This window comes from Curtobacterium sp. KBS0715, from assembly GCF_005938005.2.
GTDB lineage: Bacteria > Actinomycetota > Actinomycetes > Actinomycetales > Microbacteriaceae > Curtobacterium > Curtobacterium flaccumfaciens.
Window position 1 is genome coordinate 2,108,947 of the sequence record NZ_VCCA02000001.1, and the last position, 19,933, is coordinate 2,128,879.

The window sequence follows — 19,933 nt, forward strand, 5'->3', positions numbered from 1 at the left end:
CGTCGAAGCCAGCACCACATCTACCAGCATTGCCCCTGAACTTCAAGTAGAGGTTGAGGGTTCGACCGGAGGCCTGACTGACGTGACCACGAACCACAACTACCTCGCCGTCATCAAGGTCGTCGGTGTCGGCGGCGGCGGCGTCAACGCCGTCAACCGCATGATCGAGCTCGGTCTCCGTGGCGTCGAGTTCATCGCGATCAACACCGACGCCCAGGCCCTGCTGCTCAGCGACGCCGACGTCAAGCTCGACGTCGGCCGCGAGATCACCCGCGGCCTCGGTGCCGGCGCGGACCCCGAGGTCGGCCGTCGTGCCGCCGAGGACCACGCCGAGGAGATCGAAGAGGCCCTGGCCGGCGCCGACATGGTGTTCGTCACCGCGGGCGAGGGCGGCGGCACCGGCACCGGTGGCGCACCGGTCGTCGCACGCATCGCGAAGTCCATCGGCGCACTGACCATCGGTGTCGTCACGAAGCCCTTCAGCTTCGAGGGCAAGCGTCGCCAGTCGCAGGCCGAGAACGGCGTCGCGGGCCTCAAGGACGAGGTCGACACGCTCATCGTCGTCCCGAACGACCGCCTGCTCGAGATCAGCGACCGTGGCATCTCCATGGTCGAGGCCTTCGCCACGGCCGACCAGGTGCTCCTGGCCGGTGTGCAGGGCATCACCGACCTCATCACCACCCCGGGCCTGATCAACCTCGACTTCGCCGACGTCAAGAGCGTCATGCAGGGCGCGGGTTCCGCGCTCATGGGCATCGGTTCGTCCCGCGGTGCCGACCGTGCGATCAAGGCGGCCGAGCTCGCCGTCGCGTCGCCGCTGCTCGAGGCCTCGATCGACGGTGCGCACGGCGTGCTGCTGTCGATCCAGGGTGGCTCGAACCTCGGCATCTTCGAGATCAACGACGCCGCGCGTCTGGTGCAGGAAGCCGTGCACCCCGAGGCGAACATCATCTTCGGTGCGGTCATCGACGACACCCTGGGTGACGAGGTCCGCGTGACCGTCATCGCCGCGGGCTTCGACGGTGGCGAGCCGGCGCAGCAGCAGAAGGAACGTCGCTCGAGCTACGTCGACCCGGAGTCGAGCGCCGCGGCGCCCGTCGCCGCCTCGACCGGAGCGATCGAGGACTCGACCACGTCGAGCCCGTCCTGGGCCTCGCAGGAGCACCAGCCGCCGGTGCAGCGCGCCGCCGACCCGGCGTTCGACGACGACGACGAGCTCGACGTCCCCGACTTCCTGAAGTAACCCACCCTTGGTAGCCGACACGCGCCTCCCGTCCGCCTCGTCACCCGACGACGGACCGGAGGCGCGTCTCGCCCCCGTCAGGAGCGGCATCGCCGACGCGGCGCGCGCCGCAGGGCGCTCGCCCGACGAGCTGACGCTCGTCGTCGTCACGAAGTACCACCCGGCGTCGCTCGTCCGCGAGCTCGCCGCACTCGGCGTGACGGACGTGGGGGAGAACCGCCACCAGGAGGCGCAGGCGAAGGCCGCCGAACTGGCCGACCTCGGCCTGACCTGGCACTTCGTCGGGCAGCTGCAGTCGAAGAAGGCCCGGCAGGCCCGGCGGTACGCCGACGTGGTGCAGTCGCTCGACCGTGGGTCCGTCGTCGACGCGTTCGCCCCGACCGAGGCCGAGCCGGAACCCCGGGTCATCGACGGGTTCGTGCAGGTGAACCTCACCGACGACCCCGGCCGTGGCGGGGTGCAGCCGGACGACGTCGAGGCCATGGTGTCGCGCGTACTGGCCACCGGGACGATCCGGCTGCGGGGTGTGATGGCGGTCGCGCCCCTGGACGAGGAGCCCCGAGCCGCCTTCGCCCGACTCCGCTCGATCTCCGAACGGGTCGTGGCGCTGGAACCCGCTGCGACCGACATCTCGGCCGGCATGAGCGGGGACTACGCCGAGGCGATCCTCGAGGGCGCGACACACCTGCGGATCGGCACCGCAATCACGGGAAACCGGCCGCCCGCACCCTAGCCTCGTTGCAGGGCACCACGAGCACGAACCCCGGAGGAACCATGGCCAACCCGCTGAAGAAGACGATGGTCTACCTCGGCCTCGCCGATGAGGAACTCGACTACGAGGACGAGCAGCAGGCCGAGCCCGCGCGCCAGCAGGCAGCCCCTGCACGCCAGGCCGCAGCGGCTGCTCCGGCGCCCGCCGAGCCGCAGGAGACCTCCGCGGCGGCAGCAGCCCCCGCGGCCGCTCCCGCAGCCGTCCCGGCTCCCACCAAGACGCACACCCACCAGCGCGGCGCCCAGGTCACTCCGCTCCGCCGCTCGCACACGACCGCACAGAAGGCGACCCCGGTCCAGGAAATGAACGAGATCCTCACCGTCCACCCGCGCGAGTACAAGGACGCCCAGTCCATCGCCGAGAGCTTCCGCGACGGCATCCCCGTCATCATCAACCTCTCGCAGATGACCGAGGGTGACGCCCGCCGCATGATCGACTTCGCCTCCGGGCTGTCGCTCGGTCTGTTCGGCAAGATCGAGCGCGTCACGAACAAGGTCTTCCTCCTGTCGCCGGCGCACGTCGCAGTGAGCGGTGAGCCTGCTGAGGTAGAGTCCGACATCGAGGCGAACTTCTTCGCCCAGTCCTGAGCCGTACCCGGCACACCCGCCCCTGAGCGTCGTCTGACGACGCTCGCCCGAGACGAGCGAGCCCCATCGTGTCCGTGATCCTAGGGATCATCTCCCTCGCGTTGCTCCTGTACTTCTTCGTGATGTGGGGGCGTTTCGCGCTCGACCTCGTGCAGAGCTTCAACCGTTCGTGGCGTCCGCGCGGGGGCATGCTCGTGGTGTCCGAGTTCGTCTACACGATCACGGATCCGCCCATCCGAGCGGTGCGACGGGTCCTCCCGCCGCTCCGCCTGGGGCCGGTGGCGCTCGACTTCGGCTGGACGATCGTGATGCTCGTCGTCATCATCGCCCGGTTCGTGGTCGCCGCCCTGGCACGCGGTATCTGAGCGGACTCCCGTCCGCGACACGCGCCACGCCAGGCGCGCGGCACGGTTCCTCCCCATCGTCGGTGTACGGTGGTCGGGATCGATGCCCGCTCCGGTGGCGCATCCGCACCGCACGGTACGACTGGTACATTCGGTCGCACCGCACGCGGTTCCACACGTTCAGCAGTTCTATTGAGGTGACGGCAATGGCTTTGACGCCGGAAGACGTAGTCAACAAGCGGTTCCAGCCGACGAAGTTCCGCGAGGGCTACGACCAGGACGAGGTCGACGACTTCCTCGACGAGGTCGTGGTCGAGCTCCGTCGCCTGACCGCGGAGAACGACGAGCTCCGCCAGCGCCTGCAGGCGGCCGAATCGGCCCCGCAGTCGGCGCAGGCCGAGCAGCCCGCTCCCGCAGCCGAGCCGGAGCCCACCCCGGCCCCGGTCGAGGCAGCACCGGAGCCCGCTCCGGTCGCCGCGGCGGCACCGACCACCACGGTCCCCGCCGACGAGGACACCGAGGGCACCACGAACCTCCTGACCCTGGCGCGTCGTCTCCACGAGGAGCACGTCCGCGAGGGCATCGAGAAGCGCGACGCGCTCATCGCCGAGGGCACGGCCCAGGCCGCTCGCCTGGTCTCCGAGGCCGAGGCGAAGCAGCGCCAGATCATCGCCGACACCGAGAACACGAACCGTCAGCGTGTCGCGGTGTTCGAGCAGGAGCAGCGCCAGCTCGAGGGCAAGATCGACGAGCTCCGGACCTTCGAGCGCGACTACCGTGCGCAGCTCAAGAGCTACATCCAGGGGCAGCTCTCCGAGCTCGACTCGGGCGAGCAGTCCGGTCTCACCCCGGCGCCGGCTTCGGCGCAGGGCTTCGGCAACTGACGTTGTCGCGACCAGCATCACGAGCGAAGGTCAGTGTCCGCGCGATCGCGGCACTGGCCTTCGCCGCTGTCGTGGTGGTGGCGTTCGACCAGGTGGCCAAGACGCTGGTCGTCGCGAACCTCCCGTACGGCACCCCTGTCCCGGTCCTCGGCGGTGCGTTGCAGTTCCTGTACGTCCGGAACCCGGGGGCCGCGTTCTCGTTCGCGGTGAACATGACCTGGGTGTTCTCGGTCATCTCGGCCGCGGTCGTCGTCGCGATCATCGTGTACTCGCGTCGCATCCGGTCGATGTGGTGGGCCGTCGTGCTCGGCATGCTGCTCGGCGGCGCGCTGGGCAACCTGCTCGACCGGCTCTTCCGTGAGCCCGGCTTCGGCCGGGGGCACGTCGTCGACTTCATCTCGACGCCGTGGATGATGCCGGCGATCTACAACGTCGCCGACTCCTTCATCTGCATCAGCATGGTGGTCTTCGTGCTGCTGGTGATCCTCGGGGTGAACCTCGACGGCACCCGCACGCTCTCGGCCAAGCGCCAGGCGCAGCTCGACGCGGCGCAGCCGGTCGACGCGGCGCAGCCGCTCGACGGTGGGGCCGCGTTCTCGTCGGCTGATGCGGCGTTCGACGAGCCGACCCGCGCCTCCAGGCCGGAGGACCGCGACCGTCGCGACACGCTGGGCCACGACGCCACGTGAGCGAATCGCGTGCTCTTCCCGTCCCCGACGGGCTCGCCGGTGAGCGCGTCGACGCCGCCATCGCGAAGCTCCTCGGCTTCAGCCGGTCGTTCGCTGCCGACGTCGTCGCCGCCGGGGGTGTCCGCGTCGACGGGGTTCCCGTCGACAAGTCGGACCGGCTCCATGCCGACTCCTGGCTCGAGGTCGAGTGGACTCCGAAGGAGCCGCCGCGCATCGTTCCGGCGGCCGTGCCGGGCATGACGATCGTGCACGACGACGAGGACATCGTCGTCGTGGACAAGCCCGTCGGCGTCGCTGCGCACCCCTCGCCGGGGTGGGACGGGCCGACGGTGCCCGGGGGCCTCGCCGCCGCCGGCTTCACGATCGCGACGTCCGGTGCCGCCGAACGCGCCGGGATCGTGCACCGCCTCGACGTCGGGACCTCGGGCCTGATGGTGGTCGCGAAGACCGAGCTGGCGTACACGCACCTGAAGCGGGCGTTCAAGGAGCGCACGGTCGAGAAGGTCTACCACGCGCTCGCGCAGGGCCACCCCGACCCGACCTCGGGCACCATCGACGCGCCGATCGGACGGCACCCGTCGAGTGACTGGAAGTTCGCGGTCACGTCAGAGGGCAAGCCGAGCGTCACCCACTACGAGACGCTCGAGGCCTTCCGCTCGGCCACCCTGCTCGAGGTGCACCTGGAGACCGGGCGCACCCACCAGATCCGGGTGCACATGGCGGCGACACGCCACCCGCTCGTCGGGGACACGATGTACGGCGCCGACCCGGTGCTGGCGGCCGAACTCGGGCTGACGCGCCAGTGGCTCGATGCCGTCCGGCTGGGCTTCGACCACCCGCGCACGGGCGAGTGGGTGTCGTTCGAGGCGCAGTACCCGGACGACCTGCAGGCAGCGCTCGAGCAGATCCGGAGCGCGTCGCTCTGACGCGCCCAGCGGCTTGCGCCGAGGGGTCACGAACTGTCGGTTGGGAGGCCGCCGGGCGACGCTTTCCGCGCCCGCCGCGGCGCGCGTGCGGCGTGTCCTGACCGCTCGGCGGCGCGCCCCGCGCGTGTCACGACCCGCTGCCGGCGCGCCCGGCAGCTTGCGCCGAGGGGTCACGAACTGTCGGTTGGGAAGCCGCCAGACGACGTCTTCCGCACCCGCCGCGGCCAGCGTGCGGCGTGTCCTGACCGCTCGGCGGGGCGCCCCGCGCGTGTCGCGATCCGAGGCCGGCGCGCCCGGCCGCTTGCGCCGAGGGGTCACGAACTGTCGGCTGGGAGGCTGCCGGTCGACGCTTTCCGCACCCGCGGCGGCGCGCGTGCGGTGTGTCCTGACCGCTGGGCGGCGCGCCCCGCGCGTGTCGCGACCCGCTGCCGGTCTGGAGGCGCAGTGCGGCCCCGCCACGCGCCTCCAGGCCGACGCGCCCGACGCGCCCGACGACGCGCCCGGCAGCTTGCGCCGAGGGGTCACGAACTGTCGGTTGGGAAGCCGCCAGGCGACGGGTTCTAGACCCGCGGCGGCCTGCGTGCGGCGTGTCCTGACCACTGGGCGGTTCGCCCCGCGCGTGTCACGACCCGCTGCCGGACTGGAGGCGCGGTGCGGCCCCGCCATGAGCCTCCGGACCGCCCCGACGCGCGCGGGAATGTGGGCGGCCGCGGTTAGGCTGTTCCCACCCCGCAGCACACCGTACGAACCGGAGGTTCCGTGTCGGATTCCGACTCCTTCGTCCACCTGCACGTGCACAGCGAGTACTCGATGCTCGACGGTGCCGCCAGGCTCTCCGACCTCGTGGCGGAGACCGCCGCGCAGGGGATGCCCGCCGTGGCGGTGACCGACCACGGCAACATGTTCGGCGCCTTCGAGTTCTGGAAGGCCGCCAAGGCCGGTGGCGTCAAACCGATCATCGGGACCGAGGCGTACATCACGCCCCGCACGCACCGCTCGGACAAGACCCGTGTGCGCTGGGGTGACGGTGGTGGCGACGACGTGTCCGGCGCCGGCTCGTACACGCACATGACGATGTTCGCCGAGAACACGACGGGCATGCACAACCTGTTCCGGCTGTCGTCCAAGGCGTCGCTCGAGGGCTACTACTTCAAGCCCCGCATGGACATCGAGCTCCTGCAGGAGTACCACGAGGGCATCATCGCCACCACGGGCTGCCCCTCGGGGGAGATCCAGACGCGCCTGCGCCTCGGCCAGTACGACGAAGCAGTGCAGGCGGCTGCCGACTACCGCGACATCTTCGGCAAGGAGAACTACTTCGCCGAGGTCATGGACCACGGCCTCGAGATCGAACGCCGGATCATGAGCGACCTGATCCGCCTGGCGAAGGACCTCGACATCCCGCTGGTCGGCACGAACGACCTGCACTACACGCACGCCCACGACGCCAAGTCGCACGCGGCACTCCTCTGCGTGCAGTCCGGCTCGACCCTGAACGACCCGAACCGCTTCAAGTTCGACGCCGACGAGTTCTACCTGAAGACCCCGGCGCAGATGCGGCACGTCTTCCGCGACAACCTCGAGGCCTGCGACAACACGCTGCTCATCGCGGAACGCTGCAACGTCGAGTTCGACACCTCGGCCAACTACATGCCGAAGTTCCCGGTGCCCGAGGGCGAGACCGAGCACTCCTGGTTCGAGAAAGAGGTCGCGAAGGGGCTGGACTACCGGTACCCGGACGGCATTTCGAAAGAGGTCCAGGACCGCGCCGACTACGAGGTCGGCATCATCAACCAGATGGGCTTCCCCGGCTACTTCCTGGTGGTCGCGGACTTCATCAACTGGTCGAAGAACAACGGCATCCGCGTCGGTCCGGGGCGTGGCTCCGGTGCCGGCTCGATGGTCGCGTACGCGATGCGCATCACCGACCTCGACCCCATCCGGCACGGCCTGATCTTCGAGCGGTTCCTCAACCCGGACCGCGTCTCGATGCCCGACTTCGACGTCGACTTCGACGACCGGCGCCGCGGTGAGGCGATCAAGTACGTCACTGAGAAGTACGGGTCGGAGCGCGTCGCGCAGATCGTCACGTACGGCACGATCAAGGCGAAGCAGGCGCTCAAGGACTCCTCGCGCGTCCTCGGTTTCCCGTTCGGCATGGGCGAGAAGCTCACGAAGGCGATGCCGCCGCCCGTGATGGGCAAGGACATCCCGCTCACCGGGATCTTCGACAAGGACCACCCGCGCTACAAGGAAGCCGTCGACGTCCGCACCGTGGTCGAGACCGACCCCGAGGCGAAGACCGTCTTCGACACCGCACTCGGGCTCGAGGGGCTGAAGCGTCAGTGGGGCGTGCACGCGGCCGGCGTCATCATGTCGAGCGACCCGCTGATCGACATCATCCCGATCATGAAGCGGGAGCAGGACGGCCAGATCGTCACGCAGTTCGACTACCCCGCAGCGGAGTCGCTCGGCCTGATCAAGATGGACTTCCTGGGGCTCCGCAACCTCACGATCATCAGTGACGCCCTCGACAACATCAAGACGAACCGTGGGACCGAGCTTGACCTCGAGAACATGGGCCTCGAGGACCCCGAGGCGTACGCGCTCCTGCAGCGCGGCGACACCCTCGGCGTGTTCCAGCTCGACGGTGGGCCGATGCGTGGCCTGCTGCGGCTGATGAAGCCCGACAACTTCGAGGACATCTCCGCGCTCATCGCCCTGTACCGCCCGGGGCCCATGGGTGCGAACTCGCACACGAACTACGCGCTCCGCAAGAACGGCGAGCAGCCGATCACGCCGATCCACCCGGAGCTCGAAGAGCCCCTCAAGGACATCATCGGCACGACCTACGGCCTGATCATCTACCAGGAGCAGGTCATGGCCATCGCGCAGAAGGTCGCGGGGTTCTCCCTCGGCCAGGCGGACATCCTCCGCCGCGCGATGGGCAAGAAGAAGAAGTCCGAGCTCGACAAGCAGTACGCGGGCTTCCAGCAGGGCATGAAGGACAACGGGTACTCCGACGCGGCGATCAAGACGCTGTGGGACATCCTGCTGCCCTTCTCCGACTACGCGTTCAACAAGGCGCACTCGGCGGCCTACGGCGTGGTGTCCTTCTGGACCGCGTACCTCAAGGCGCACTACCCGGCCGAGTACATGGCGGCGCTGCTGACGAGCGTCGGCGACGCCCGCGACAAGCTCGCCCTGTACCTGAACGAGTGCCGCCGGATGGGCATCAAGGTGATGCCGCCGGACGTCAACGAGTCGATCGGCTTCTTCGCCGCCGTCGGTGACGACATCCGGTTCGGCATGGGTGCCATCCGCAACGTCGGGTTCAACGTCGTCGACGACATCGTCAAGGCCCGGACCGAGAAGGGCGCCTTCGAGTCGTTCCACGACTTCCTGCGCAAGATCCCGATCTCGTCGGCGAACAAGCGCACGGTCGAGTCGCTCATCAAGGCCGGTGCCTTCGACGAGTTCGGCGACACCCGACGAGCCCTGGTGGAGATCCACGAGGGCGCGGTCGAGGGTGCGGTCAAGGTCAAGCGCGACGAGGCCCACGGCAACGTCGGGTTCGACTTCGACTCGCTCTTCGCCGAGGCAGCCGAAGACGCCCCGAGCGCCGCGGTGTCGCAGGTGCCGGACCGTCCGGAGTGGTCCAAGCGCGACAAGCTCGCGTTCGAGCGGGACATGCTCGGGCTCTACGTGTCCGACCACCCGCTCGCCGGGCTCGAGATCGAGCTCGCGAAGCACCAGTCGATCACCATCGCCGACCTGCTGACCGCCGACGACTCGATCGAGGGCGAGACGGTCACCGTCGCCGGCCTGCTGACGAGCGTGCAGCACCGGGTGGCGAAGACGAGCGGCAACCCGTACGGCATCGTCGACATCGAGGACTTCGGCGGCCAGATCGGCGTGATGTTCCTGGGCAAGACGTACCAGGAGTTCGGCCCGTCCCTGGTGCCCGACTCGATCGTCGTCCTGCGCGGCCGCGTCAACGTCCGCGACGACGGCAAGGCCCTGCACGCGGTGAGCATGTTCCAGCCGAACGTCGGTGACGCGATGGGCTCCGGCCCGCTCACCCTGTCGCTGCCGGAACGCCAGGCCACGACGACCACGGTGACGGAACTCGCCGCCGTGCTCGGTCGCCACCAGGGTGACACCGAGGTCCGGCTGAAGCTGCTCAAGGACGACGTCGCGCGCACCTTCGAGCTGCCGTTCCCGGTGAACCTGACCCCCGACCTGTTCGGCGAGCTGAAGAGCCTGCTCGGACCCCGCTGCCTGGTGTAGGAGCGTCGACCATGGCCGGTCACCGGATCTTCGGGACGCCCGTCGCGGACGTCTACGGGCACTACCTGGCGAAGGTGGAGCGGAAGGGCCACACGAAGGCGGAGCTCGACACCGTCATCGAGTGGTTGACCGGCTTCGACGACCTGGCGCTCGCGCAGCACCTGGCCGACCGGACCACGTTCGAGGACTTCTTCGCCGGCGCGCACCTCAACCCGAACGCCCCGCTCATCACCGGCGTGATCTGCGGGGTGCGGATCGAGGAGCTCGACGACCCGCTCATGCGGCAGATCCGGTACCTCGACAAGCTCGTCGACGAGGTCGCCAAGGGCCGGCCGATGGTGAAGATCCTGCGGACCGCGTGACCGACGGGCAGCCGGCACCGCACGTCCTCCGGGCGTTCGGCGTACACGGCCGGCCGCTCGAGCGCCTCGGCGGCGGGCGCGGACTCACGTGGCGCGCCGGGGACGTCGTCCTCCGCCCGTCCGGTGACCGCCTGGAGGCCCGGTGGCGGTCCGCCACGCTGGCGCGGCTCGACCACACGGCCGGGTTCCGGACGCCGCGCCCGGTCGCCGCCGCGTCCGGGGACTGGGTCGTGGACGCCCGCGCCGCCGCGGCTGCCGGCGACGGCGACGGCGACGGCGCTGGCGCCGGCACCGGCGTCCGCACCGGCGACGACGGTTGGGAGGCCTGGTGGTGGGTCGACGGTCGGACCGACCCGACTCGCGTGGACGACGTGATCGCCGCGGGCGCAGCGTTCCACCGGGCGATCGCCCATCTGCCACGCCCGGACTTCCTCGACCACCGCGACGAGCCCTGGAGCCGGGCGGACCGCATGGCCTGGGGCGGAGCAGCCCTTCCCGACGACCCGACGCTGGACCGCCTGGCCGCGACGTTCCGGCCGGTGACGTCCCCGTCGCAGCTCGTCCACGGTGACCTGCTCGGCAACGTGCTCTTCACGCCGGGGGAGCCGCCCACGGTGTTCGACTGGGCACCGTACTGGCGCCCGGCGGGCCTCGGCGCCGCGATCGCCGCGGTCGACGCCGCGTGCTGGCACCGGGTCGCCGTCGGTCGGCTCGGCGTGCTCGGCACCGGCATCCCCGAGTGGCCGCAGCTGCTCGTCCGAGCGCTGGCGTTCCGGATCGCCACGCTGCACCTGCTCGACGCGTGGGACGCCGACCAGACGGTCCGCCACCGGCCCGTGGTCGACGCCGTCGTGCAGCACGCCGCCGGTACGCTGGAGGCCTCATGATGCAGCGAATCGACCTCCGCGGCGGCCTCCCCGCCCGTGCCGAACTCCTCCGACTCATGCCCCGCGCCGCGGGTGACGTGTCGCACGCGGTCGACGCCGCGCGCGAGTTGATCGAGGACGTCCGGCACCGTGGGGCCGCGGCCCTGCACGACCAGGCCGAGCGCTTCGACGGCGGGGCCCCTGCGAACGTCCGGGTCCCCGCTGCCGAGATCACCGCCGCCGTGGCGGGGCTCACCCCCGAGGTCCGAGCAGCCCTCGACGAGGCCGTCCGCCGGGTCCGGGCCGCGAGTGCCGCGCAGATCCCCGCCCCGTCCGTGACGACCCTGGCCGACGGCGCCGAGGTCCACCAGCGCTGGCAGCCGATGCGCCGCGTGGGGCTCTACGTGCCCGGTGGCAAGGCCGTGTATCCCTCCAGCGTCGTGATGAACGTCGTCGCGGCCCAGGTCGCGGGCGTGCCCTCGATCGCCCTCGTGTCGCCGCCGCAGCGCGACCACGGCGGCGCGGTGCACCCGACGATCCTCGCCGCGGCGGGGCTGCTCGGCATCGACGAGGTCTACGCGATGGGCGGTGCCGGAGCCGTCGGCGCGCTGGCGTACGGCGTCGCCGAGATCGACCTCGAGCCGGTCGACCTGGTCACCGGGCCGGGCAACAACTACGTCGCCGCGGCCAAGCGTCTGGTGCGCGGGGTGGTGGGCATCGACTCCGAGGCCGGGGCGACCGAGATCCTCGTGATCGCGGACGACACCGCCGACGCCGGGTTCGTGGCCGCCGACCTCATCAGCCAGGCCGAGCACGACGAGCAGGCCGGCAGCGTGCTGGTGACGACGTCCGCGACGTTCGCCGACGCGGTCGAGGCGGCCATCCCGGAACGCACGGCGGTGCTCGGGACGGCTGCGCGCCTCCAGGCCGCCCTGGACGGACCGCAGTCCGCGATCGTCCTGGTGGACTCCCTGACCGACGCGGCGACCGTGAGCAACGCGTACGGGCCGGAGCACCTCGAGATCCAGACGGTCGACGACGACGCGGTGCTGGCCGACATCGACGCCGCCGGTGCGGTGTTCGTCGGACCGAGCACGCCGGTGAGCCTGGGGGACTACCTGGCGGGCTCGAACCACGTGCTGCCGACCGGCGGCCAGGCCCGCTTCGGGGCCGGGCTGTCGGCGTCGACGTTCCTGCGGCCCCAGCAGATCGTCCGGTACACGCCCGAGGCCCTGGCCGAGGTCGCCCCGCACATCGTCGCGCTGTCCACCGAGGAGCAGCTCCCCGCGCACGGGGCCGCCGTGACGGAGCGCACGAACCGATAGCCTGGGGAACGACATGTTCTGCCCCTTCTGCCGCCACCCGGACTCCCGCGTCGTCGACTCACGGACGAGCGACGACGGAACCTCCATCCGCCGCCGTCGTCAGTGCCCCAACTGCGGTCGACGGTTCTCGACCACCGAGACCGCATCGCTCAACGTCGTGAAGCGCAACGGTGTCACCGAGCCGTTCAGCCGCGACAAGATCGTCTCCGGCGTGCGCAAGGCGTGCCAGGGACGCCCGGTCACCGACGGTGACCTGGCCGTGCTCGCGCAGCGCGTCGAGGAGACCGTCCGGTCCTCCGGATCCAGCCAGATCGACGCGAACGACATCGGCCTCGCGATCCTCGCGCCCCTTCGGGAGCTCGACGAGGTCGCCTACCTGCGGTTCGCGAGCGTCTACCAGGCGTTCGACTCGCTCGAGGACTTCGAGGACGCCATCGGCCAGCTCCGCCGCGACCACCACGGGGCATCCGACACGGCCGCCGGGTCGTCCGCACCGTCCGGCACGCGCGCGTGAGCGGCATCGCCGAACGGATCGTGCGCGGCGGCTACCGCGTCGTGTTCCGCTCCGTGTTCGCGAACATGGACCCGGAGCGCGCCCACCACCTGGCGTTCGCCGTCATCGCGGGGCTGCCCCGCATGCCGTTCCTGAGTGGCGTCGTCGAGCGGTACTGCCGTCCCGCGGCGTCCGACGGCATCACCACGATGGGCATCCACTTCCCGTCGCGCTTCGGCCTGGCCGCCGGGTTCGACAAGGACGCCCGCGGCATCGCCGGTCTCGGCCTGCTCGGTTTCGGCCACGTCGAGGTCGGCACCATCACCGCCAAGCCGCAGCCCGGCAACGAGCGCCCGCGCCTGTTCCGACTGATCGGCGACCGCGCCCTGATCAACCGCATGGGCTTCAACAACCACGGCGCCGCAGCGGCCGCCCGACGCCTCGAGCGCGCCCGCCGCAACCCCGGCCGACCGGTCATCGGCGTGAACATCGGCAAGAGCCGGGTCGTCTCCGTCGAGGACGCCATCGACGACTACCTCGAGTCCACCCGTCGGCTCGCCACGTTCGCGGACTACCTGGCGGTCAACGTCAGCTCGCCGAACACGCCCGGCCTGCGCGGACTGCAGGAACTCGACCAGCTCCGACCGCTGCTGTCCGCGGTGCGTGACGCCGCCGGCCGGACGCCGGTGCTCGTCAAGATCGCACCGGACCTCACCGACGAGCAGATCGACGCGATCGCGGGCCTCGCGGTCGAGCTCGGACTGTCCGGAGTGATCGCCAACAACACGACGATCTCCCGCGAGGGCCTGACGGCCGATCCGTCCGACGTCGAGGCGATGGGTGCCGGGGGCCTCTCCGGTGCGCCGGTCGCCGCCCGCTCGCTCGAAGTGCTGCGTCGCGTCCGGGCCGCGGTGCCCGCCGACTTCTGCGTCATCGCCGTCGGCGGTGTGACCACCGAGCAGGACGTGCAGGACCGCATCGACGCCGGGGCCACGCTCGTGCAGGGCTACACGGCGTTCCTCTACGAGGGACCGACCTGGGCCGCGCGCATCAACCGGCTGCGCCGTCGGCGGCTGCGTCGCGCCGCGCGGTAGACGCGACCACCTGACGGACGGGAGGCCCGTGGCGACACCGCCACGGGCCTCCCGTCCGTCGTGCGGGTGCGCTCACGGCCGCTTCGTGAGCAGGAACGGGGGAGCGGGAACGACGAAGCGCCGCCCGGCAGGCCGGGCGGCGCTTCGTCGTGTGCGTGTGGCTAGAGCGTGGGGTACTGGCCGCGCCGGACCTGGGGCTTCGGCAGCCGCAGGAAACGCAGCTGCCACGCCCGCGTGAGGATGTAGAGGAACGTGCCGCGCTGGAGCTCGCCGAACTTGGCGGTGAGCTTGCGGCGGAGCGACAGCCACAGCACCACGCAGTCGATGATGAACAGCGCCACGAACGCCCACACCAGCAGGAGCGAGTAGGACGCGATCACGGTCTGCGCGGCCGCGAACCCGACGATCAGGAACAGCACGAGCACGGGCATCATGACCTCGCCGACGTTCCAGCGGGCGTCGATCCAGTCGCGGACGAAGCGTCGCTGCTCACCGCGGTCCTTCGCCGGCAGGTAGCGCTCATCGCCGTTGGCCATGCCGACCCGGGCACGCTCGCGCTCCGAGTTGAGACGAGCGCGCGCGGCCTTCTTGTCGACCGGCGTGTTGCCGACGAGGGGGCGGCGGTTCGCTGCCTCTCGCTCGCGGCGGGACGGCGTGGGGCGGCCCTTGCCCTGCTCGAGGAGCTCGGCCTCGGTCGGGTTGACGGTCGTTTTGGTCTTGGGGGCTGCCTTCGCCACGGTGCGTTCCTAACGGCGGTGTGCGTGCGGGATCTCCTCTAGATTACCGGGCATGACCGACAGCGAACAGCACAGCCCCGCGACCGACCCCGCGCTCCTCGACGCCCTGCGCGAACACGTGCAGGGGGCACTGCCCACGACGATCGCCGACCTGTCCGCGCTGGTGCGCCTGCCGTCGGTGTCCTGGTCGGCCTTCGACCCGGCGAACGTGCGCGCGAGTGCCGAGGCCGTCGCGGACCTCGCCCGGTCGACCGGGGTGTTCGGCGCGGACGACGTCCGGATCGTGCGGTCGGCGGTCTCCGGCTCGACGGCCGACGTCGCCGAGGCCGACGCCGAGACCGAGCTCGGCCAGCCCGCGGTGCTCGCGGTGCGCCCGGCGCGGAACGGCAAGCCGACGGTGATGCTCTACGCCCACCACGACGTGCAGCCGCAGGGCGACGAGGCCCTGTGGGAGACGCCGCCGTTCGAGCCGACCCTGCGCGGTGACCGCCTGTACGGCCGCGGCGCCTCGGACGACAAGGCCGGTGTGATGACGCACATCGCGTCGCTCCGCGCGGTGCACGCCCAGTTCGGTGACGACCTCGACCTCGGGATCGTGCTGTTCGTCGAGGGCGAGGAGGAGTTCGGCTCCCGCTCGTTCCGCACGTTCCTGCGCGAGCAGAAGGAGCACCTCGCCGCTGACGTCATCGTCGTGGCGGACAGCGACAACTGGTCGACCGAGGTGCCGTCGATCACGGTCTCCCTGCGCGGCAACGTCACCTTCAAGCTCACCCTGACCACGCTCGAGCACGCCAGCCACAGCGGCATGTTCGGGGGAGCGGCCCCGGACGCGATGATCCCCATGGTGCGGCTGCTCGCCTCGCTGCACGACGCCGACGGTTCGGTCGCCGTCGACGGGCTGAGCTCGTACGAGGCCGACGTGCCGGAGCGCACCGAGGACGAACTCGCCGTCGACGCCGCGCTCGTCCCCGGTGTGCGCCCGATCGGCACCGGCGCCGTGCTGTCCCGCATGTGGTTCCAGCCGTCGATCACGGTGACCGGCATGGACGTGCCGAGCGTCGCGAACGCCTCGAACACCCTGCTGCCCACGGTCTCGGCACGGGTGTCGGTCCGCGTCGCCCCCGGCCAGGACGCCCGGCAGGCGTCCGCAGCCGTCGAGCGCCACCTGCGCGAGCACGTCCCGTTCGGTGCACGGATGGAGATCACCGAGCCGGACAGCGGCGACGGGTTCCTCGTCGACACCGCTGGCTGGGCCGTCCAGGAGGCCCGCACGGCGATGCGCGAGGGGTGGGGCGCCGAGGCGGTCGAGCAGGGGATCGGCGGGTCGATCCCGTTCGTGTCGGACCTGGCGGCGGAGTTCCCGGACGCGCAGATCCTGGTCACCGGCGTCGAGGACCCGGACACCCGCGCGCACAGCCCGAACGAGTCGCAGCACCTCGGTGTCCTGCACCGTGCCATCGCGTCGGAGACGATCCTGCTCGCCAGGCTCGCGACGCGCAGCTGAGGGTGCCTACAATCGAGGCCAGGCGCGGTGACCAGCACCGCCCGGAGGGAGACGCGCGATGAGCGACACCATCACCGAAGCACCGGCGACCGAAACGCAGTCGCACGGCGTCCTCCTGAGCGACGCCGCTGCCGGCAAGGTGGCGAGCCTGCTCGAACAAGAGGGCCGCGACGACCTGCGCCTGCGCCTCGCCGTCCAGCCCGGTGGCTGCTCGGGCCTGATCTACCAGCTCTACTTCGACGAGCGCCTGCTCGATGGTGACGTCACCGCCGAGTTCGACGGGGTCGAGGTCGTCGTCGACAAGATGAGCGTCCCGTACCTCGACGGTGCGACGATCGACTTCGAGGACACGATCCAGAAGCAGGGCTTCACGATCGACAACCCGAACGCGCAGGGCAGCTGCGCCTGTGGTGACAGCTTCCACTGATCGCCAGCGATCCGACACGCGAGCGGGAAGCGACCGGAACGGTCGCTCCCCGCTCGCGTTCGTGTGGCCGGACGTGGCGCGCCGGGGCGCGGCGTGACCGGGCGAAATGAAGCCCACCGACGTGCGGATCGAGGCCAGAACCGTGTCGTGTGTGCGCGAGCGGTACCGAGCTGCGAGTAAGCTAGGAGTGTTCCAATCAAGCTGGGAGCCAGCCATGCGCCGCCTTCGTGCGGCTCGCCGTCGGACTCGACGGGCTGACCTCCTGAAGCTCACGTCTTTTGCGAGAGGTAACAGTGCGTTCGAATCGCCGTATACGTTGGGCGGCCGTCCCGGTGGCCGTCGGTCTGGTCATCGCACTGGCTGGCTGCACGCAGCAGCAGATGAACGGATGGCTCCCCGGCACGGAGGAGACGAAGAACGTCACCAACCACACGAGCCGCATCGTCGGCCTGTGGACCACCAGCTGGGTCGTTCTCCTCGCCGTCGGTCTCATCGTGTGGGGCCTGATCATCTGGGCAGCGATCGTCTACCGCCGCCGGAAGGGCCAGACCGGCCTGCCCGTGCAGATGCGGTACAACATGCCGCTCGAGATCTTCTACACGATCGTGCCGCTGATCCTGGTGCTGGGCTTCTTCGCCTTCACCGCGAAGGACCAGGCCGCGATCGAGAAGCCCTTCGCCGACCCCGACGCCACCGTGCACGTGTACGGCAAGCGCTGGGCGTGGGACTTCAACTACATCAACAAGGACAACCCCGAAGAGAGCGTCTACTACCAGGGCATCCAGGCCCAGGAAGAAGAGAACGCCAACGGGGCGATCGACGAGTCGCAGCTGCCGACCCTCTACCTGCCCAAGGGCAAGAAGGTCGCGATCGAGCTCTCCTCGCGCGACGTCGACCACTCCTTCTGGGTCATCGACTTCCTCTACAAGAAGGACATGCTCCCGGGCAAGACCAACTGGGAGTACTTCATCCCGGAGAAGCTCGGCACGTACCAGGGCAAGTGCGCGGAGCTCTGCGGTGAGTACCACTCGCTGATGCTCTTCCAGGTGAAGGTCGTCACGCCGGCGCAGTACCAGGACTACCTCGACACCCTGAAGGACCAGGGCAAGGTCGGTCTGCTCGGTGACGAGTACAACACCAACACCAACGAACCGAACAACAAGGCGCCGGTCGAGGCGTCCAGCGAGAACAAGTAGGGGCTCGTCAGATGACAACGTCACTCGTCGGCCAACCGACCCAGACCTCGTCGCCGGACTTCCAGGCGTCGAAGGTGGGTCGGAAGGGCAACATCGTCGTTCGGTGGATCACCTCCACCGACCACAAGACCATCGGGTACATGTACCTGATCGCGTCGTTCATCTTCTTCCTGCTCGCAGGTGTGATGGCCCTCGTGATCCGTGCCCAGCTCTTCGAACCCGGCCTGCACGTGGTCGCGACGAAGGAGCAGTACAACCAGCTGTTCACGATGCACGGCACGATCATGCTGCTGATGTTCGCGACGCCGCTGTTCTCGGGCTTCGCGAACGCGATCATGCCGCTCCAGATCGGCGCGCCGGACGTCGCCTTCCCGCGACTCAACGGCTTCGCCTTCTGGCTCTACCTGTTCGGCTCGCTCATCGCGGTCGGCGGCTTCCTCACCCCGCAGGGCGCTGCCTCGTTCGGGTGGTTCGCCTACGCGCCACTGAGTGACACGACGTTCACACCAGGGCTCGGCGGCACACTCTGGGTCTTCGGGCTCGGCATGACCGGCTTCTCGACGATCCTCGGCGCGGTGAACTTCATCACCACGATCATCACGATGCGTGCCCCGGGTCTGACCATGTTCCGCATGTCGATCTTCACGTGGAACACCCTCGTGACGGCGCTCCTCGTCCTGATGGCCTTCCCGGTCCTCGCGACGGCGCTCTTCGGCCTCGGGCTCGACCGAGTGTTCGACGCACAGATCTTCAACCCGGCCAACGGCGGGGCCCTGCTCTGGCAGCACCTGTTCTGGTTCTTCGGGCACCCCGAGGTCTACATCATCGCGCTGCCGTTCTTCGGCATCGTCTCCGAGGTCTTCCCGGTGTTCAGCCGCAAGCCGATCTTCGGGTACAAGACCCTGGTCTACGCGACGATCTCCATCGCGGCCCTCTCGGTCACGGTGTGGGCGCACCACATGTACGTCACCGGTGGCGTCCTGCTCCCGTGGTTCTCGCTCATGACGATGCTCATCGCGGTCCCGACCGGCGTGAAGATCTTCAACTGGGTCGGCACCATGTGGCGCGGTTCGGTCACGTTCGAGACCCCGCTCCTCTGGGCCCTCGGCTTCCTCATCACGTTCACCTTCGGTGGTCTCACCGGCGTGATCCTGGCGTCGCCGCCGCTCGACTTCCACGTGTCCGACTCGTACTTCGTCGTGGCGCACTTCCACTACGTGGTCTTCGGCACCGTCGTGTTCGCGATGTTCTCCGGCTTCTACTTCTGGTGGCCGAAGTGGACGGGCAAGATGCTCAACGAGCGTCTCGGCAAGATCCACTTCTGGCTCCTATTCATCGGGTTCCACACGACGTTCCTCATCCAGCACTGGCTGGGCGTCATCGGCATGCCGCGTCGGTACGCGACCTACCTGCCGAACGACGGCTTCACCTGGATGAACCAGCTGTCGACGATCGGCTCGATGATCCTCGCGATCTCGTTCCTGCCGTTCATCTTCAACGTCTACGTGACCGCCCGGAACGCACCGAAGGTCGCCGTGAACGACCCGTGGGGCTACGGCCGCTCGCTCGAGTGGGCGACCTCCTGCCCGCCGCCGCGCCACAACTTCACGTCGATCCCGCGTATCCGTTCGGAGTCCCCGGCCTTCGACCTGAACCACCCCGAGGCCGGTGTGCCGATCGGTGTGGGTCCCGCGAAGGACGCCCCCGATGCCCCGACCTACGACGCCGCGAAGGGCGAGGTGAAGTAACGCCATGCGCGCGAACACCAACCTGTTCTGGATCCTCTTCGGGTTCTTCATCCTGGCGGACGCCGCCTACACGACGTGGGCGATGATCTACTACGGCGAGCCCGAGTGGGTGGGCACCGTGGCGATCGGCCTGACCGGCCTGATGTCGGCGTTCATCGCCTTCTACCTCGGCAAGGTCATGTCGTCGCAGGGCGGGGTCCTGCCTGAGGACCGTCCCGACGCCAACATCGAGGACGGCGACGCCGAGCTCGGGCACTTCAGCCCGTGGTCCTGGTGGCCCATCCTGCTGGCCGCCGCGGTCGCCGTGTGCTTCCTCGGCGTGGCCGCCGGCCTGTGGATCGTCCCGATCGGGCTCGTCCTGGTGGCGATCACCCTGGTCGGCTGGGTCTACGAGTACTACCGCGGCAACTTCGGGCACTGACCCGGCGCTGCAGCGCACCTGACAC

General features: G+C 69.8%; 19 protein-coding genes. 18 read left to right on the forward strand and 1 reads right to left on the reverse strand.

The annotated features are described in order from the left end of the window. Nucleotides 1-82 precede the first annotated feature (82 nt). The 13 genes from ftsZ to FFG40_RS10145 all read left to right on the forward strand — a co-directional run bounded on the left by ftsZ (nt 83) and on the right by FFG40_RS10145 (nt 13,875). On the forward strand, nt 83-1,243 hold the full coding sequence (gene ftsZ, locus FFG40_RS10085) for a cell division protein FtsZ (protein ID WP_027465251.1): 1,161 nt from the start codon (nt 83-85) through the stop codon (nt 1,241-1,243). 7 nt (nt 1,244-1,250) lie between these two features. Continuing rightward, complete coding sequence (locus tag FFG40_RS10090; protein WP_138803088.1) at nt 1,251-1,976, forward strand: YggS family pyridoxal phosphate-dependent enzyme; 726 nt, start codon at nt 1,251-1,253, stop codon at nt 1,974-1,976. Between the two features lie 41 nt (nt 1,977-2,017). Beyond that, complete coding sequence (locus FFG40_RS10095; protein ID WP_138803089.1) at nt 2,018-2,602, forward strand: cell division protein SepF; 585 nt, start codon at nt 2,018-2,020, stop codon at nt 2,600-2,602. 68 nt (nt 2,603-2,670) lie between these two features. Continuing rightward, on the forward strand, nt 2,671-2,967 hold the full coding sequence (locus FFG40_RS10100; protein ID WP_017886631.1) for a YggT family protein: 297 nt from the start codon (nt 2,671-2,673) through the stop codon (nt 2,965-2,967). 185 nt (nt 2,968-3,152) lie between these two features. Next, nucleotides 3,153-3,830: a DivIVA domain-containing protein gene (locus FFG40_RS10105; RefSeq protein ID WP_185974155.1), complete on the forward strand. Its 678-nt coding sequence runs from the start codon at nt 3,153-3,155 to the stop codon at nt 3,828-3,830. 2 nt (nt 3,831-3,832) lie between these two features. Then, nucleotides 3,833-4,519 (forward strand): signal peptidase II, encoded by a 687-nt coding sequence (lspA, locus tag FFG40_RS10110; RefSeq protein WP_260678852.1) that lies wholly within the window; start codon nt 3,833-3,835, stop codon nt 4,517-4,519. Beyond that, nucleotides 4,516-5,445 carry an RluA family pseudouridine synthase gene (locus FFG40_RS10115; RefSeq protein WP_138803090.1) on the forward strand — a complete coding sequence of 310 codons (930 nt, stop codon included), beginning with the start codon at nt 4,516-4,518 and terminating at the stop codon, nt 5,443-5,445. Before lspA ends, FFG40_RS10115 begins: the two co-directional genes overlap by 4 nt. An 810-nt stretch (nt 5,446-6,255) precedes the next feature. Next, a complete protein-coding gene (gene dnaE, locus FFG40_RS10120) occupies nt 6,256-9,735 on the forward strand; it encodes a DNA polymerase III subunit alpha (protein ID WP_071245757.1) in 3,480 nt (1,159 codons plus the stop codon). 11 nt (nt 9,736-9,746) lie between these two features. Beyond that, nucleotides 9,747-10,097 carry a DUF2200 domain-containing protein gene (locus FFG40_RS10125; RefSeq protein WP_027465257.1) on the forward strand — a complete coding sequence of 117 codons (351 nt, stop codon included), beginning with the start codon at nt 9,747-9,749 and terminating at the stop codon, nt 10,095-10,097. Continuing rightward, nucleotides 10,094-10,984, forward strand: coding sequence for a hypothetical protein (locus FFG40_RS10130; RefSeq protein ID WP_138803091.1), 891 nt, complete (start codon nt 10,094-10,096; stop codon nt 10,982-10,984). Before FFG40_RS10125 ends, FFG40_RS10130 begins: the two co-directional genes overlap by 4 nt. Beyond that, entirely contained in the window at nt 10,981-12,288 is a 1,308-nt protein-coding gene (hisD, locus tag FFG40_RS10135) for a histidinol dehydrogenase (RefSeq protein WP_138803092.1), read from the forward strand. Before FFG40_RS10130 ends, hisD begins: the two co-directional genes overlap by 4 nt. Before the next feature lie 13 nt (nt 12,289-12,301). Next, nucleotides 12,302-12,802 (forward strand): transcriptional regulator NrdR, encoded by a 501-nt coding sequence (gene nrdR / locus FFG40_RS10140; RefSeq protein WP_027465260.1) that lies wholly within the window; start codon nt 12,302-12,304, stop codon nt 12,800-12,802. Beyond that, nucleotides 12,799-13,875, forward strand: coding sequence for a quinone-dependent dihydroorotate dehydrogenase (locus FFG40_RS10145; protein ID WP_138803093.1), 1,077 nt, complete (start codon nt 12,799-12,801; stop codon nt 13,873-13,875). The genes nrdR and FFG40_RS10145 overlap by 4 nt, the downstream gene beginning before the upstream one ends. Nucleotides 13,876-14,036: 161 nt before the next feature. On the opposite strand, the gene FFG40_RS10150 is transcribed toward FFG40_RS10145, so the two are convergent. Further along, nucleotides 14,037-14,612, reverse strand: coding sequence for a DUF3043 domain-containing protein (locus FFG40_RS10150; protein ID WP_138803094.1), 576 nt, complete (start codon nt 14,610-14,612; stop codon nt 14,037-14,039). Nucleotides 14,613-14,664: 52 nt separating this feature from the next. On the opposite strand from FFG40_RS10150, the gene FFG40_RS10155 reads away from it, so the two are divergent. From FFG40_RS10155 to FFG40_RS10175, 5 genes are all read left to right on the forward strand, one after another. After that, nucleotides 14,665-16,116 carry a dipeptidase gene (locus FFG40_RS10155; RefSeq protein ID WP_138803095.1) on the forward strand — a complete coding sequence of 484 codons (1,452 nt, stop codon included), beginning with the start codon at nt 14,665-14,667 and terminating at the stop codon, nt 16,114-16,116. A 58-nt stretch (nt 16,117-16,174) separates the two neighbouring features. Beyond that, entirely contained in the window at nt 16,175-16,543 is a 369-nt protein-coding gene (locus tag FFG40_RS10160; RefSeq protein WP_035808216.1) for an iron-sulfur cluster assembly accessory protein, read from the forward strand. A 293-nt stretch (nt 16,544-16,836) separates the two neighbouring features. Next, the gene (coxB, locus tag FFG40_RS10165; protein WP_027465265.1) at nt 16,837-17,739 is read left to right on the forward strand and encodes a cytochrome c oxidase subunit II; all 903 of its coding nucleotides are present in this window, start codon (nt 16,837-16,839) and stop codon (nt 17,737-17,739) included. A gap of 11 nt (nt 17,740-17,750) precedes the next feature. Then, nucleotides 17,751-19,487, forward strand: a complete 1,737-nt coding sequence (gene ctaD, locus FFG40_RS10170) for a cytochrome c oxidase subunit I (RefSeq protein WP_027465266.1) — start codon at nt 17,751-17,753, stop codon at nt 19,485-19,487. A 4-nt stretch (nt 19,488-19,491) separates the two neighbouring features. Continuing rightward, on the forward strand, nt 19,492-19,908 hold the full coding sequence (locus FFG40_RS10175) for a cytochrome c oxidase subunit 4 (RefSeq protein ID WP_027465267.1): 417 nt from the start codon (nt 19,492-19,494) through the stop codon (nt 19,906-19,908). Nucleotides 19,909-19,933 lie beyond the last annotated feature (25 nt).